This window comes from Novosphingobium sp. SL115 (assembly GCF_026672515.1).
Classification (GTDB): Bacteria; Pseudomonadota; Alphaproteobacteria; order Sphingomonadales; family Sphingomonadaceae; genus Novosphingobium.
The window spans coordinates 2,985,944-3,001,007 of record NZ_JAPPRG010000002.1; the positions used below are offsets into that span (position 1 = coordinate 2,985,944).

Genomic DNA, 15,064 nt, shown 5'->3' on the forward strand with positions numbered 1-15,064 from the left:
CAAGTGTGCAGATACTGCGGGAAATAGACGGCACCCGCTGAATCGAGCGCCGCCCCTAATGCTATCCGTGCTCTTATGCAAGCTTCGCCTTAAGCTCGGTCGCGACGTTAGCCGGAACCTCGTCATAGTGATCGAAGAACATCGAGTAGTTTGCGCGACCCTGCGTGAACGAACGAAGCTGGTTCACGTAGCCGAACATGTTCGCCAGCGGCACCATCGCGACAACTGCCTGGGCGTTGCCCCGGCTGTCCGTGCCCTGAATCTGGCCACGACGCGAGTTGATGTCGCCGATCACGTCGCCGAGATATTCGTCCGGCGTGATGACTTCGACCTTCATGATCGGTTCGAGCAGCTTGATCCCCGACTTCTGGGCCGCTTCGCGCATGGCGCCGCGAGCACAGATTTCGAAAGCCAGAGCCGACGAGTCGACGTCGTGATAGGCACCGTCATAGAGCAGGACTTCGAAGTCGATGATCGGGAAGCCGATCAGCGAACCGGTAGCCGCAGTTTCACGGAAGCCCTTTTCAATCGCGGGGATGTATTCCTTCGGAATGTTACCGCCCTTGATTTCGTCCTTGAAGACGAAGCCCGAACCACGTTCGCCCGGCGTGACCTTGACCTTGACGCGGCCGAACTGGCCCGTGCCGCCCGACTGCTTCTTGTGGGTATGGTCAAGATCGATCGGCTTGGCGAGGTATTCGCGATAGGCCACCTGCGGCGCACCGACGTTGGCCTCGACCTTGAATTCGCGCTTCATGCGATCGACAAGGATTTCAAGGTGAAGTTCACCCATGCCCTTGATGATCGTCTGGCCCGATTCGTGATCGGTCGAAACGCGGAACGAAGGATCTTCGGCCGAGAGACGGTTGAGCGCGATGCCCATCTTTTCCTGGTCGGCCTTGGTCTTGGGCTCCACCGACAGTTCGATAACCGGTTCGGGGAATTCCATGCGTTCGAGGATGATCGGCTGCTTTTCCGAACACAGGGTGTCGCCTGTGGTCGTTTCCTTCAGACCGGCCAGCGCAACGATATCGCCAGCATAGGCGGTTTCGATGTCTTCGCGGTTGTTGGAGTGCATCAGCAGCATGCGGCCGACCTTCTCCTTCTTGTTCTTCACCGAGTTCAGGTAGCTGCCCTTGACGAGCGTGCCTGAGTAGATGCGGGTGAAGGTCAAGGAGCCGACGAACGGGTCGTTCATGATCTTGAACGCCAGTGCCGAGAACGGCGCTTCGTCAGACGTCGCGCGGGTATCGGGTTCGTCGGTGTCGGGGTTGACACCCTGAACGTCTTCGATGTCGAGCGGCGAAGGCAGGTAGTCGACCACGGCGTCGAGCAGGGCCTGAACGCCCTTGTTCTTGAACGCCGAACCACACAGCACAGGCACAAAAGCCTGGCCCAACGTGCCCTTGCGGATCAGCGCCTTGAGCGTTGCGACGTCAGGCTCATTGCCTTCGAGGTAGGCTTCCATCGCCTCATCGTCCTGCTCGACGGCAAGTTCGATAAGCTGCGAGCGGTACAGCGAGGCTTCGTCGGCCATGTCGGCAGGGATTTCTTCGTAGAAGAATTCCGCGCCCAGCGATTCATCCTTCCAGATGATCGCGCGCTGTTCGACCAGATCGACCAGGCCCTTGAAGTCGCTTTCTGCGCCAATGGGCAGATAGAGAACGGCAGGGGTTGCGCCGAGGCGGTCGATGATCGTCTGGACGCAATACTTGAAGTTCGCACCGGTGCGGTCGAGCTTGTTGATGAAGCACATGCGCGGGACGTTGTACTTGTCAGCCTGACGCCACACGGTTTCCGACTGCGGCTCAACGCCGGCAACGCCGTCAAACGCAGCCACGGCACCGTCGAGCACGCGCAGCGAGCGTTCGACTTCGATGGTGAAGTCGACGTGGCCGGGGGTGTCGATGATGTTCAGGCGGTGGTCGTTCCAGAAGCAGGTCGTGGCGGCCGACGTAATCGTGATGCCGCGCTCCTGTTCCTGCTCCATCCAGTCCATGGTGGCGGCGCCGTCGTGGACTTCGCCGATCTTGTAGGACTTGCCGGTGTAGTAAAGGATGCGCTCGGTCGTCGTCGTCTTGCCGGCGTCGATGTGCGCCATGATGCCGAAGTTACGGTAGCGCTCGAGCGGATGGCTGCGTGCCATGATGCGTTTCCTTGGGAGTATGGGGGAGCCGGATAGGCTCCGCCCATATGGTTACGTATGTGACCGTTTGAAGACCACCCGCCCTTCGCCAGGCTCAGGACGGGAGGACAAACGCAAACCTTACCAGCGGTAGTGGCTGAACGCGCGGTTGGCGTCGGCCATGCGGTGGGTGTCTTCGCGCTTCTTCACCGCGTTGCCACGGTTGTTGGCGGCGTCGAGCAGTTCTGCCGACAGACGCGCAGCCATCGTGGTTTCGCTGCGGTTGCGCGCAGCCGTGATGAGCCAACGGATTGCCAGAGCCTGCGCACGTTCAGGGCGGACTTCAACCGGAACCTGATAGGTGGCACCGCCGACGCGGCGCGAACGCACTTCGATCTGCGGGCGCACGTTGTTGAGCGCATCATGGAAGAGCTGAACCGGGTCAGCCTTGGCACGGGTCTGCATGGTTTCGAGCGCACCGTAAACGATGCTTTCAGCCACTGACTTCTTACCATCGAGCATGAGGTTGTTCATGAACTTCGACAGGACCTGATCCCCGAACTTCGGATCGGGCAGGATGACCCGCTTTTCCGGACGACGACGACGTGACATCTTGAATTCCTTCCAATTTCCCGCTGCGCTCCCGTTTAGGCGGAAACCTCGTGCAGCAGAGAACCTAACCAGCGCTAATCAAAGCCGACTGATACCCCCGCCTGCGCGGGGATGCCGGCCTGACGAGGCTGTTACTTCGGACGCTTGGCGCCGTACTTCGAGCGGGACTGCTTGCGATCCTTGACGCCCTGCGTATCGAGCACGCCACGCAGGACGTGGTAACGAACGCCGGGAAGATCGCGAACGCGGCCACCGCGGATGAGCACAACCGAGTGCTCCTGCAGGTTGTGGCCTTCACCCGGAATGTACGAAATGACTTCGCGGCTGTTGGTCAGGCGGATCTTGGCAACCTTGCGGAGAGCCGAGTTCGGCTTCTTCGGGGTGGTCGTGTAAACGCGGGTGCAAACGCCGCGCTTCTGCGGGTTCTGCTCCATCGCAGGGACCTTGGACTTGGCCTTCTGCGGTTCGCGGCCCTTACGGACCAGCTGATTGATAGTGGGCATGAAGTACTCTTCACCTTGGTTGTGACCCAATCGGCAAGGTGAAGGATGCGGAACCCGCAAATGCGCGAATGCAAGGCCAAAACCCCGCTGCCAGTGCATTGCGAACCGAAACGCTCCACCCGGACGAAAGCGCCGGGTTACTTTGACGGATTATGTGGCAGGAATGACCCGACCGCACGCACCGGCAATGTTCAGCTCAGCCACGAAATCGGAAACCGGGATCGCGGAATTGCGCGCCCTTAGTTGGATTCGCCAGTCCGGTCAAGGTGCCAGAGCGCAGGACAGAGCGTTCAGGATGCTAAAACGTTGCTGAACCTGCCCGAAGCAACACTAGCCGCCCTGGAGGTGCAAGCCACCGTGGGCGAGGCATCGCGATTTGCGCGCCGGTCGCACATTCATGCAGGCATTGTGGGCATTCGTGGCCGTGATGATTACCGCTTGTTGCTGCTGACCTTTGCAGCAGAGTTCGCTCAGACAGTACTGGGCAAGAAGTGCAAGAAATTCGGCTTCATCGCCGCCCGCCAGATGATGCCTGACAGACAGCGCGTTCCGCGCTGCGGTGTTCACCGCTGGCAGTGGCCATTACACCATCGCGTTCAAAGGCGATTGGACGCTTTTCTGTCGATTCTGTCGGGCGGGATGGCGTGAAAAGCGTAAAGCTAGTCGGGCATTCGCTGGGCGGCGGGCTGGCCAGCGCGGCGACCCATTCCACCGGGATGCCTGCCACGACATTCAATGCGGCAGGGCGCATTTGTTCAACCGAAGCTGGTGCAATGCCCCGCCGATCGATGCGGTGGGGGTGAACGACGGAATCCTGGCAGCGCGCAGGACACGATGAAATATATGCCGATTTTGGCCCCAGTGGCCACCGAAGCAAACCGGCCGCAGCACAACGCTGAACTGAACGGACGGACAAACGCGCTTCAGAAACCCCAGAACCATTGCCGAAGCGCGGGAAACCGTCCGCTAAAAAGCTGACCAAGAATGCGATGGAATGTCTTTTGAAATCCGTGAGTTGAAGGAACGAGTCGAAGAGCTGCCGGTTCTTCCCACATGGCCCTATCCTGAGGCCGACAAGTGGAGAGAGACAATGCAGAACAACAACAACGACCGTAATCAGCAGGGTCAACAGGGCGGCGCCAACCAAGGCGGCCAGCAGAACCAGCAGGACGGTGGCCAGAAGCAGCAGGGCGATGACCGCCAGAAGCAGGATGGCCGCACCCAAGATGGTGACCGGACGGGGCGCTAACCTGATCCTTTCCGCTATCTCCAGGCGTCATGGGAGAAAGCGGCACGCAGGCGGCGGGGTTTCAATGGAAGCCCCGCCGTTTGGTATTCAGGTTGTTTGCCAACTGAATCGCCAGAACCAATATCTATCTTTTTGATTGAGATTCTTGTCGCGCGGACTTTGCGCTGGTGATAGTTTCCGTTGTTACCGACAGCCTCGCATCCGGGGCTTCCTCTTCCGGGACGGCCTGCCATTCGATGGGGCGTCGGCAAACGGAGAGGTGTTGCTTATGGCTTACGTGGTCGAAAACACGGGCAAAAAGCAGGTGCAGGCGCTGGCTGCAGTGGGATTGCTGCATGGCGTGGCGGTCTGGGCGATTGCATCGGGATTTGCCGGCGGCGTGGTGAATATCGTGCGTAATACACTGGTTGCGCAACAATGGCAGCCAGAGGTGAAGATCACCCCGATTGCACCGCCTGAAGTAATCCCGCCAGAAATCCCGCGCGATACGCGGACACCGGAAACAAAACTGGTGGCTCCGCGCAGCGAAATCACGCTGACGCCGGTTGATCCGGGGGTGGCGATCCGCGAAGTGATTGTACCGCCAATCGCGCCGGCTGATACTGGCCCGCTGGTGCAACCGCGCCCCTCCCCTTCCCCGACATTTGCGGTTCGCGCAGCAGCGCCCAGATCCGCGCCAGGATCATGGGTGTCTGACCGCGATTACCCCTCTGCCGCGATCCGTGAAGAGCGCGAGGGCGTGACGCGATTCCGCGTGACGGTTGGCGTGGATGGCCGCGTTGCCGGATGTGAGGTTACTGGATCGAGCGGTTCAGCCGATCTGGATACGGCAACATGCGCCAAAGTGACGGCAAGAGCGCGCTTCATTCCTGCGCTGGGCAGCGATGGCATGCCCTCCACAGGCAATTATTCGGGCGCAGTACGCTGGGTTCTGCCCTGAAGCGATCTTGGCAGGCCGCTACTATGGCTCGGTCTGCCGATGAGGGAGTCGGCCGGGCGGGGGGTGCAATCCGCCCGGCCTTCCCAGGAAACTTGAACAACGCTGGCAAAGCAGCGGAAAGTCTTAAGCAGAGGCCAAGCCGACAACGGATGCTTCGGCATCGAATGCAGAACGGTCGAAAATGCGAGTGAAATTCTTGTCGAGGCTGGCGAGGCTCTTATCCATCGCAGCAAGGCCCTGCGCGGTAAGCCGGACGAACGTGCGGCGGCCATCGCGGCCGTCGTCTTCGCGTTCAACCAAATCGCGCGCTTCAAGGATGCGCAGCCATCGCAGCGCCGTGGTTGGCGGAACGTGCGCACCGATGCAGGCACTGGTGGTGGGCACGCGGCGGTCTTCGCGAGCGGCGATGTAAAGGTCGAGCAGGATGTCCCACGTTGGTTCACCAAACAGATCTGCTGGCAGGAATTTGTGCCGTCGCCGCCGTTCGGCATAGACTTCACGGGCAAGCGCGGTGTGGCGGGCGAGCGTCGCAGCCAGACCGGGTTCGCCGGCGGCATCGACAAGGCGAGTTTCAACCCGGCGACATGCAGTGGACGAGGTGGCGTTCAGCGTAGTGGCGCGCATGGAACGGACGGTCATGTGATTAGCTCCCCGGAAAACAGGCGATCCGGTTTCCGTGATGATACCTGCGGACGTCTGGAGGGCATTTCCCTTGCCCATGCTGCGGCAGCCTCGGAACTGTCGGTGAAGACAAATCCGGCCGGTCAGTCCGGTAGTCTTGAGCCAGCCTTGCGCTGGATCGGTGGCTTCAGGCCAGGCGCCACGAATGGTAGCGGCCGATCCTTTCCTCCCGGCGGACGTGCGCAGCGGTGCCAAGGAACAACGCGACGACCTGAATGTTGGTCGGGAGCTGAGTCATGGCAAAGTAGCCGTAGCGCACAAGCGAGAGGTCCACGATCTTGGCAAAGTGACCAAGCAGGATAATGATCTGTGCCGAACTGGCCCACAACGGCCAGCCACGATTGGCCCTCAGCGCAACCCACACCATGGCGATCATTGCCCAGGTATCGATCACGAGATGCCCCGGATTCACCGCGAAAAATGCAGGATCACCGAAAAGAGCATGGTTAAGGCCGTCAAGCCCGGCGGCTGTGGCGATTACGAAGGCGATCATGCGTTCCGGTTCGCCACCCTTGCGGAAAGCAAAGATCAGAACCGCAGCGATCGCAATACGTAACGCCCAGATCATCATCATGTGTTGGCACCAGTCACAGAAACGGATTCACGCTTGAGATGATGCAGCCGGTCAGGCCGCGCGGACGACAGTGAGTGGTGCGGCAGGTTCGGCGCGGCCGGTGGGCGGGCAATCGTCAACCAGGATCGAACCCATTTCGCGGCCAACGTCGATCAGCTTGCCATGGACGCGGGCCATTTCGCCGCTGGCATCCAGCATGGCCTTCTGGCTGGCGGCAAGGCGCAGCAGCGCTTCCTGTCCGGTGAACGGACCAACGCTGGTTTCGCGGCGGGCACGAACCATGGTGGCCAACAGCGTTGCCTGACGGATCAGCGCTTCGTCGATGGCAGCTTCGGCTTCGTGCAGGTCACGAGTGATGCGGATTTCGTGATTGCCGGTCATGGTTGCTGCGATGCTGGCGATGTTGTTGGTGGTGTTCATCTTTGCTCCCTCCTGCCGCGTTGCCGCAGCAGGCCCCTTCTTCAAGGACAGAGACGCCCCCGCGCCCACCGTCCGATTTGACGAAAGGAGATGTCCGCCGTGCCAACCGCCAGTTGGCGTCAAACCCCGATCAGCGATCCAGCATAGTGGATAGTTGCGCAAACATGCTCAACCCCCCCAGCACGATCAGGATCAGGAACACCGTGATTGCGGCCATATACCCCAACCGCATCAAGGTGCCATTCGGCCCGTCGAATATCTCCGGGAGAACGTGGTGGTAGCTGCCCCCGTCCACTCCGCCAAGCGAAGCGACAAATTCCGTCCCGTTGATCCCGGGTGCAGGTTGCACCGGCGGTTCAAAGCCTGTCTCGGCAGGGGAGGCATCCACGATTTCCCGATGCCGTTCTGCACCGGGAAGTGGCGGAAATCCTACATGGGAAAGTTCATATACGGGTTGTTCGTATATCTCCAGCAGCCGCCTGTAGGCCTGTGCCACTTCGCTGCGCGACGCCACGTTAAGCTTGCCTCGCGCCAGCATGATGCGCTGGTCGACCGTGTGCGGCGATATGCCAAGATCGCGCGATATTTCCTTTGACGTCTTATGCTGGATAAGAAGGTCAAGGACTTCGCGTTGCTTGGCCGTCAGCTCCAGCAGCGGATTGGCAATCAGATCCGTTTCAACCATCATTTATTTCTTGCACCCCGGACGCTGCCAACCCGTATATCAGAGTTAACAGTCAAGTCGTTAACTTGCATCAATTCGCCACCTTTTCCAATGCGGCTTTGGTGAGGCGATCTAAGGTATCTCATACCAAATTTGCACAGGTTCGGTTGTTTCGTGCCCATTTTACGTCCCTGACACACAGTGACAGGCAGTGATTCGCGCAATTGATTCGCGCACGATGGCCCATGACCGATTCGGAGTGACGGGGTGAAAAGGTTAACAGGCCAGACAAGCAGGATCATCGCGGTCGGTCGCGGCGTGCTGGCCGTGGCCTTTCTGTTTGCGCTGTGGATCGACCCGGCTGTTTCGATGCGCGAAACACACGTGACCAACCTGTTGATCGCAATATATTTGTTCTGGGCCACCGCTTTGATCGTGGTGGCAGCAAAAAGCTGGTGGTTCGACTATCGCCTGGCCCCCATCGCGCAAGGCGTGGACATCGCCATGTTCGTGACCGCGATATACCTTACCGAAAGTCCGTTTTCCGAATTCCAAAGCCCGTTTCTGGCGCTGGCGGCATTCCTGCTAATTTCAGCAATGGTACGCTGGAACTGGAAGGCCACGGTTATAACCGCATTGCTGTTACTGGCCGCCAATCTCGCGCTGGCGGCAGTGCTGCATTATGCCCAACTTGAAATTACCCCTTTCCGGCTGGTCCGCCGGATTTTCTACATGCTGCTGCTGTCCGGAATCCTGATATGGTTGAGCGTTTCGCGCGGCGGTGGCCGCCCGCTGCTGCTTGCCGAACCGCCCGCACTGCTGGGAACCGAAAAAATAAGCGAGCGGCGCGCTCGCCTGATTGGCTGGTTGCTGCAACAGGTTTCATCAATGCTGGGCGCAGGCAAAGTGGCGCTGGCTATTGCCCCCAGCGAAGAACCTTGGGTTGAATTGTGGCAGTCCAACGCGAATGGCACGGCAACCGTCCTGCGCGGACCGGCAAAATATGCAGGCGACCTGACCAGACAGCAGCCGATCCGCCTGTTTCAGCAGGACAAAGCCCGTGCGCTGTTCCTGCTCAACGACGAAATCGTGGCCGCTAAAGGGGTCGCGCCGTCGGGGTTGGCCGCATTTCTGGGCGTGGACGAGGGCGTGATAGCTCCGGTGGAAAGCGCCATCGGTAGCGGGCAACTGCTCGTATGGGACATGAAGATGCCCAGCACCGACAGCTTGCCGGTAGCCGGATCACTGGCCAGACAGATCGGTAACGCGCTCGACCGTGAGGAAATGGCCGTGCTGGCCCGCAACGCAGCCGAAGCCGGTGTAAGGCACGCGCTTGCCCGCGATCTGCATGACAGTGTTGCACAGTTCCTTGCCGGCACACTGTTCCGGCTGGAGGCGCTGCGTCGCTGGAGCCGTGAAGGCAACGATCCCGAACCTGAAATTGACGCGATCAAAAGCGCGCTGCGCCGTGAACAGGGCCAGTTGCGGCAACTGATCGACAATTTGCGAAAAGGCAAAGACACGGACCGCCACACCGAAATTGCCGATGAACTGCAAGACCTGATGGCCGAAGCGGGCGCGCACTGGCACATTGAAACGCGGCTTCTGCTGCCCGACGGGCCACTGCCGGTTTCCGTGACGCTTTCACACGAAATCCGTCAGTTGGTGCGCGAAGGTGTGGCCAATGCGGTGCGCCATGGCAAATGCCGCCGCGTCACCGTTTCACTCGCTGCCGCAGATGGTCAGTTGCAACTGGGCATCCACGATGACGGCACCGGGTTTCCCGCAATATCCCACGCACCGCGCCCCCGATCCATAGCTGAGCGCGTGGACGCACTGGGGGGAACGATGCATATCCATACCAGCGACGCCGGCACCGACCTGCGAATAGCCCTTCGATCCGGAGATTTTGAATGACGACCGTTCTTGTTGCCGACGATCACGGCTTTATCCGCGCCGGTGTGGAAGCAGTGCTGCGCGGCAGCCGTTTTTCGGTGGTAGCCGCAACCGCCAGCGGCGAGGAAACGCTGGATGCAATCCGCACCCATGACCCGGCGATAGTACTGCTGGACATCAACATGCCCGGCATGAACGGCGTGCAGGCACTGGAAGCGCTGCGCCAGCGGGGCGACACGCGCCCGGTGGCGCTACTGACTGCAGAAATCAGCGACCGCCAGTTGCTGGCCGTGATGCGTGCGGGTGTGGAAGGCATCGTATCAAAAGACGGTGCAGAAGAAGAACTGATCGAGGTTCTGGAAAAGGTCAGCAGTGGCGAGAAAGCAATCGCACCGGCATTCCTGCAGCGCGCGCTGGACCTGTCCCTGCGCCCCGATGCGCAAGGCCCGCTAGCCCGCCTGAACCCGCGCGAACGCAAGATTGCCGCGCTGGTGGCACGCGGAATGCGCAATCGCGACATCGGCACGGAACTGAACATCGGCGAAGGCACGGTGAAGGTTTACCTCCACGCGATCTATCAGAAACTGTCCATTGACAACCGCACCGAACTGGCTCTGCTGGCGGTGAATGACCAGGATGGGTAACGTCTGAACAAGACTTCCCCAGCCTCTCCCACAGACGGGAGAGGCTGGGGAAGTTTGGATCAGGACGGTTCCAATAGCAGGCTGGCGGCGGCAGTGTTGCTGATGGGGATGTGGTAGTTGCGGCTGATTTCGGTCAGCGGCACATCACCCATCGCACCGCGCGCGGCAATCCAGTTGAGGATTTCGACGCCTTGCGTGCCTGCAAGTTCGGCCACTTCCTCCGCCGTCGGTCCGGTGAGCGCATCGGGATTGGCGGCAAGGTTATCAAGGCAGAACTGATCGTATTCAGGGTTCATGAACCCGGCGCGCGGACCGTCAAGCTGGTGCGAAAGGCCGCCGGTGCCGCAGATCAGGATGCGTTCTGCCCCTTCCCACGATTGCAGCGCACGATGCACTGCCCGGCCCAGCGCAAGGCAGCGTTTGGGGCTGGGCAACGGATATTGCACAGTGTTGATAGAAATCGGGATCAGCTTGACCGGCCATATCGGCGCATCGGGATAAACCAGTTCGAACGGGATCGACACCGCATGATCCACGAGCATCTTCTGGCAGGTGGTGATGTCAAATTCATCGCGCACCAAGCTATCAATTACATGCCATGACAGGTCTGGATGGCCGGTAAAGCTTTTGTAGACCGGCAGGCCCCAGCCTTCGTCGGCGTTGTCATAGAAAGGGGCAGCGCCCACTGCGAAAGTAGGCATTTTGTCGAGGAAAAAGTTCAACCCGTGGTCATTGGAGAAGACCACCGCGACATCGGGTTTGGCCTCTGCCAGCCAGTGGCGGATGGGCGGATAGCCGTCGAAGAACGGCTTCCAATAAGGCGTTTCCTGATCGCCGCGCATGATTGCGCCGCCGATGCCGGGGACATGGCTCGTGAAATAGCCGCCGATGATCTGGGCCATCATGCATTCTCCTTATGCGGAATCTTATCGGCCCATTTGACCAGCATGGCCTTGAATTCATTAACCGACAGACCGGTTTGCAGCGCGCCCAGATCCTGCACGCCAAGGCCGAATATTCCGGCCAGCTTGGCAAGGTAATAGACGTTGCCGCCCGCATCGAGCATGGCCAGAACATCCCGGTCGGCCACGGCCTTGCGCTGATCGGCGGTCAGGTTGAAGCGCGCGCAATAAGCGTCTTCATCGGCAACGAATGCGTCGCGGTTGACCTTATCGTTGAAGGAAAAGCACATGGCGTTAAGTTCGAAGCCGCGGGTGGCAAGGCCACCATCGAACAGCGGAATCGAACGCCGCAGCGCCTGCGCTGTCTGCACGGCCGCATCAGGGACCGGATGTGGGTTCATGTCTGCATCTCCCAACCGGGCAAGCGACCATATGGGCAGCCCGGACCGGGATATTCATATGCAACACATACAATATTGACCTTGATCGGAATCAATTTGCGATCAAACTGGCGCCATCAGCGCTGGATTTATAACGGTAATCATATGTAAGACATAGGTAACGTAACGGAATGTCGCACAAGGCCGGAAGAGCGTAAACAAATCGCCATGCCACTTAGCAATGCAGAACGTCAGCGCCGCTATCGTCAGCGGCTGAAAGCCAGAGCATCGGGCGATGCTGTGGTCGAACAGGCCAGAATTGCGGTGGAGCGCGCCATTCAGGCGCTGTGGGCTTATCATGAACGCCCTGCCCCGACCGGCATGGCATGGAGCGAAATCGACGGTTGCCGCACGCTCGATCAGTATCGGTCAGAGCTGGAGCGTTCGCCCTCCAACCTTTTGCAAACCTGCCGGGCATTTCTGCCAGGGTTTGAAGGACTGACGCCCGACGAGGCGCGTGCCGTGGCCGACGTGATCGAAATGGCCGATGCGTTGCGACTGGCGCCACCGGGTCGGATCATCCTGCCTGAAGCGGCCTGAAAAGAAGCTTCAGAATCCCGCTTCTATCGCCACGCGGATGGCATCAGCGCTGGTTTTGACGTCCAGCCCTTTCAGCACGGCAGAGCGGTGCATCTTTACGGTGCGCTCGCTGAGTCCAAGTTCATAAGCGATCTGCTTGTTCAGCTTGCCCGCCGCCATCAACACCAGAATTTCTTTTTGGCGACGGCTGAGGTTTTCAACCCGCTGGGCGGCGTGATTGCGACGCGCATCGTTGGCCTGCGCCTGATCTTCAGCAATTTCGACCTGCGATCCGAGGAAGTATTCCACTTCCCCCGCCGCATCGAAAATGGGCGCCACCATGACCGCATTACGGAAGGGGCTGCCGTCCTTCTTGTAATTCAGGATTTCGACCATCACCGGCTGCTTGCGGAAAATCCCTTCGCGCAAGGTGGTGGCGCGATCGTCCTCGGTTGCTGACCCGCGCAGGAAACGGCAATTGCGGCCGATGATCTCTTCGCGCGCGTAACCGGTGAGTTCGATGAACGCATCATTGCAGGCAATGATGGGGTTATCCGGCAAACGCGGATTGCTGATAACAGCGGCGGTCGGACTGGAGGCGATCATCTCGGCTATGGACATAGCCCATATATATGCACGTTTGGGCGCAGTTCAAATGCGTGCCCTTTGGTCCGTGTTGTTTGCGCATGTGGCGAAGAGCATCGGGGCAATATGCCGCAACTTTCCGGGCTGGAGCCGCGCTGATGAATGTCTTTTCCCCTTCCCTTGCCGCAGCATCAGGCATGGCCGACGTGATCGGCGAAGATGGCAAGATCATGGTGCCAGCCGACGTAGAGGAAGCAATCCGCACGCTGATCCGTTGGTCAGGCGACGAACCTGAGCGCGAGGGCCTGATCGATACGCCGCGCCGGGTAGCGCGGGCCTGGCGCGAATATTGCGGTGGCTATGCCGAAGATCCCGGCCTGCACCTTTCGCGCACGTTCGACGAAGTGGGCGGGTACGACGAAGTGGTCCTGTTGCGCGATATTCCGTTCCAGAGCCACTGCGAACACCACATGGCGCCGATCATCGGCACCGCGTCGATCGCCTATCTGCCCAAGGATCGGGTTGTCGGCATATCCAAACTGGCGCGGGTACTGCACGGCTATGCGCGGCGTTTGCAGGTACAGGAGCGGCTGACCGCGCAAGTGGCGCAGTGCATTCAGGACCATCTGCAACCCCACGGCGTGGCGGTGGTGATAGAGGCGCAGCACGGCTGCATGACTGGGCGCGGGGTGAAGACCCATGGCGTGGGCATGGTGACCAGCCGGATGTTGGGATGCTTTCTGAACGATGCCAGCAGCCGGAAGGAAGTGCTGGCACTGATGGGCCGTGGTTGAGCGCGCCACAATCATGCAGATGCCAGTGCAGATGAATGTTGCGATTGTCGGCGCCGGGATGGCAGGCCTTTCTTGCGCTGATCGGCTGATCAGCGGAGGCCACAAGGTTTCACTGTTCGACAAGGGGCGTGGCCCCGGCGGGCGCATGTCCACACGACGGATGACGACGCCGCTGGGCGAGGTGCAGTTCGATCACGGCGCGCAATACTTTACTGTGCGCGACCCCGCTTTCATGGCGCAAGTGGCGCGCTGGTCGGCCAGCGGCGTGGCCGCGCCATGGCCCCCAGCGGGAACCGGCGCGTGGGTGGGTGTGCCCGCGATGAACACCGTAATCCGCGAGATGGCCGACCCGCATGACGTAGCGTTTGGCTGGCACGTTCGCGGGCTGGTGCGCCGCGACGGCGCATGGTGGCTGACCGGCGATAACAATGTCGCGCAAAGGATAGAGGCCGGGCCATTCGACGCGGTGGTAGTAGCAATTCCCCCGGAACAGGCCGCCGCCATCGTGGCACTGCACGATCTTGCGCTGGCCTCCACCGCGCTGGCGGCACGGTCGCAACCGTGCTGGACCGGCATGTATGCCTTTGCAGCGCCGTTGCCGACCGATCAGGACACCGTGCGCCATGCCGGATGCGTGAACTGGGCCGCGCGCAATGCGGCCAAACCCGGACGCACAGCGACGGAAACGTGGGTGGTTCAAGCAGGGCCGCAATGGTCTGCAGACCACATCGAGGATGATGCAGGCGATGTTGCGGCAACGCTGCTGGCAGGGCTTGGCTCAGCACTGAATCTTACCCTGCCTGAACCGGTCGCGGCATCGGCCCACCGCTGGCGCTACGCCATGTCTACTGGCAGCGATCTGGGGGCGCTGTGGGGTGAGAAATCGCGCATCGGAGTGTGCGGCGACTGGTTGCTGGGTCCGCGCGTGGAAAATGCGTGGCTATCGGGCAAGGCGCTGGCCAACCGGATGCTGGACAGCGTGCGCGTCGCCGCCGCATAAGCCGCTATCGACAGGGCTTTGCCGCTGTGGTTATGCCCGGCGGCATGAGCAGCAACGACGACGCACCGATCAAAGGCAATTTCATTCGCGAGGCCGACGGCCCTTGGGCTGGGTGGTGGAAGTGGTCAGGCCACGATCCGTTCGAGGATGCCACCGGCCCGTTCTTTGTTAAGCGCGACGAACACGGCATCGTGACCGGGTTCATCCCTGAACAAAAGAACCTGAACGGCCACGGCATTGTCCATGGCGGATCGTTGATGACATTTGCCGACTTTTCGCTGTTCATGGTGGCCGCATCGAATGGCGATGAGATCAGCGGTGTGACCGTAACGATGAACTGTGAATTCGTCAGCGGGGCCCAGGCCGGACAGATGCTGACCGCGCGTGGGGAATGTGTGCGCGCAGGCGGCAGTCTGGTGTTTGCACGCGGCACGATCTTTTGCGGCGAAGATGCAGTGCTGAGCTTTTCCGGCACGATCAAGCGGTCACGCCGGACGTCACATTAAATGCGATGCA

19 protein-coding genes are annotated in these 15,064 nt (G+C 60.3%); 9 read left to right on the plus strand and 10 right to left on the minus strand.

From position 1 onward, the window contains the following. Positions 1–73 precede the first annotated feature (73 nt). The 3 genes from fusA to rpsL form a co-directional block, all read right to left on the minus strand. On the minus strand, positions 74–2,146 hold the full coding sequence (gene fusA, locus OVA07_RS15990) for an elongation factor G (RefSeq protein ID WP_268172523.1): 2,073 nt from the start codon (positions 2,144–2,146) through the stop codon (positions 74–76). Between the two features lie 120 nt (positions 2,147–2,266). Continuing rightward, positions 2,267–2,737 carry a 30S ribosomal protein S7 gene (rpsG, locus tag OVA07_RS15995; RefSeq protein WP_039334380.1) on the minus strand — a complete coding sequence of 157 codons (471 nt, stop codon included), beginning with the start codon at positions 2,735–2,737 and terminating at the stop codon, positions 2,267–2,269. A 131-nt stretch (positions 2,738–2,868) separates the two neighbouring features. After that, positions 2,869–3,240: a 30S ribosomal protein S12 gene (gene rpsL / locus OVA07_RS16000; protein ID WP_011444902.1), complete on the minus strand. Its 372-nt coding sequence runs from the start codon at positions 3,238–3,240 to the stop codon at positions 2,869–2,871. Positions 3,241–3,546: 306 nt separating this feature from the next. Between rpsL and OVA07_RS16005 the strand changes: the two genes are divergently transcribed. The 3 genes from OVA07_RS16005 (at position 3,547) to OVA07_RS16015 (ending at position 5,429) form a co-directional block, all read left to right on the plus strand. Beyond that, positions 3,547–3,888, plus strand: coding sequence for a hypothetical protein (locus tag OVA07_RS16005; RefSeq protein WP_268172524.1), 342 nt, complete (start codon positions 3,547–3,549; stop codon positions 3,886–3,888). A 346-nt stretch (positions 3,889–4,234) separates the two neighbouring features. After that, complete coding sequence (locus tag OVA07_RS16010) at positions 4,235–4,489, plus strand: hypothetical protein (RefSeq protein WP_268172525.1); 255 nt, start codon at positions 4,235–4,237, stop codon at positions 4,487–4,489. A gap of 268 nt (positions 4,490–4,757) precedes the next feature. Further along, entirely contained in the window at positions 4,758–5,429 is a 672-nt protein-coding gene (locus OVA07_RS16015) for an energy transducer TonB (protein WP_268172526.1), read from the plus strand. A gap of 123 nt (positions 5,430–5,552) precedes the next feature. On the opposite strand, the gene OVA07_RS16020 is transcribed toward OVA07_RS16015, so the two are convergent. From OVA07_RS16020 to OVA07_RS16035, 4 genes are all read right to left on the minus strand, one after another. Further along, entirely contained in the window at positions 5,553–6,068 is a 516-nt protein-coding gene (locus OVA07_RS16020; RefSeq protein WP_268172527.1) for a winged helix DNA-binding protein, read from the minus strand. Positions 6,069–6,237: 169 nt separating this feature from the next. Next, the gene (locus OVA07_RS16025; RefSeq protein WP_268172528.1) at positions 6,238–6,684 is read right to left on the minus strand and encodes a hypothetical protein; all 447 of its coding nucleotides are present in this window, start codon (positions 6,682–6,684) and stop codon (positions 6,238–6,240) included. A gap of 51 nt (positions 6,685–6,735) precedes the next feature. Further along, positions 6,736–7,104, minus strand: coding sequence for a hypothetical protein (locus OVA07_RS16030; RefSeq protein ID WP_268172529.1), 369 nt, complete (start codon positions 7,102–7,104; stop codon positions 6,736–6,738). 130 nt (positions 7,105–7,234) lie between these two features. After that, a complete protein-coding gene (locus OVA07_RS16035; protein ID WP_268172530.1) occupies positions 7,235–7,792 on the minus strand; it encodes a helix-turn-helix transcriptional regulator in 558 nt (185 codons plus the stop codon). Positions 7,793–8,035: 243 nt separating this feature from the next. Between OVA07_RS16035 and OVA07_RS16040 the strand changes: the two genes are divergently transcribed. Together OVA07_RS16040 and OVA07_RS16045 are read left to right on the plus strand one after the other, a co-directional pair. Beyond that, a complete protein-coding gene (locus OVA07_RS16040; protein WP_268172531.1) occupies positions 8,036–9,685 on the plus strand; it encodes a sensor histidine kinase in 1,650 nt (549 codons plus the stop codon). Then, positions 9,682–10,308: a response regulator gene (locus OVA07_RS16045; RefSeq protein ID WP_268172532.1), complete on the plus strand. Its 627-nt coding sequence runs from the start codon at positions 9,682–9,684 to the stop codon at positions 10,306–10,308. Before OVA07_RS16040 ends, OVA07_RS16045 begins: the two co-directional genes overlap by 4 nt. 59 nt (positions 10,309–10,367) lie before the next feature. On the opposite strand, the gene OVA07_RS16050 is transcribed toward OVA07_RS16045, so the two are convergent. Next, the gene (locus tag OVA07_RS16050; protein WP_268172533.1) at positions 10,368–11,213 is read right to left on the minus strand and encodes a class III extradiol dioxygenase family protein; all 846 of its coding nucleotides are present in this window, start codon (positions 11,211–11,213) and stop codon (positions 10,368–10,370) included. After that, complete coding sequence (locus OVA07_RS16055; protein WP_268172534.1) at positions 11,210–11,611, minus strand: protocatechuate 4,5-dioxygenase subunit alpha; 402 nt, start codon at positions 11,609–11,611, stop codon at positions 11,210–11,212. Before OVA07_RS16055 ends, OVA07_RS16050 begins: the two co-directional genes overlap by 4 nt. A gap of 207 nt (positions 11,612–11,818) precedes the next feature. Between OVA07_RS16055 and OVA07_RS16060 the strand changes: the two genes are divergently transcribed. After that, complete coding sequence (locus OVA07_RS16060) at positions 11,819–12,190, plus strand: hypothetical protein (protein WP_268172535.1); 372 nt, start codon at positions 11,819–11,821, stop codon at positions 12,188–12,190. Positions 12,191–12,199: 9 nt separating this feature from the next. Here the strand turns inward: OVA07_RS16060 and OVA07_RS16065 are convergent, their stop codons facing one another. Next, positions 12,200–12,790, minus strand: coding sequence for a PAS domain-containing protein (locus OVA07_RS16065; RefSeq protein WP_268172536.1), 591 nt, complete (start codon positions 12,788–12,790; stop codon positions 12,200–12,202). 161 nt (positions 12,791–12,951) lie between these two features. Here OVA07_RS16065 and folE point away from each other — a divergent pair, with 161 nt between their 5' ends. The 3 genes from folE to OVA07_RS16080 are packed head-to-tail and all read left to right on the plus strand — an operon-like array spanning position 12,952 to position 15,054. Next, on the plus strand, positions 12,952–13,548 hold the full coding sequence (gene folE / locus OVA07_RS16070; protein ID WP_268172733.1) for a GTP cyclohydrolase I FolE: 597 nt from the start codon (positions 12,952–12,954) through the stop codon (positions 13,546–13,548). 31 nt (positions 13,549–13,579) lie between these two features. Then, complete coding sequence (locus tag OVA07_RS16075; protein ID WP_268172734.1) at positions 13,580–14,548, plus strand: NAD(P)/FAD-dependent oxidoreductase; 969 nt, start codon at positions 13,580–13,582, stop codon at positions 14,546–14,548. Between the two features lie 44 nt (positions 14,549–14,592). Continuing rightward, positions 14,593–15,054: a PaaI family thioesterase gene (locus OVA07_RS16080; RefSeq protein WP_268172537.1), complete on the plus strand. Its 462-nt coding sequence runs from the start codon at positions 14,593–14,595 to the stop codon at positions 15,052–15,054. Positions 15,055–15,064: the final 10 nt, after the last annotated feature.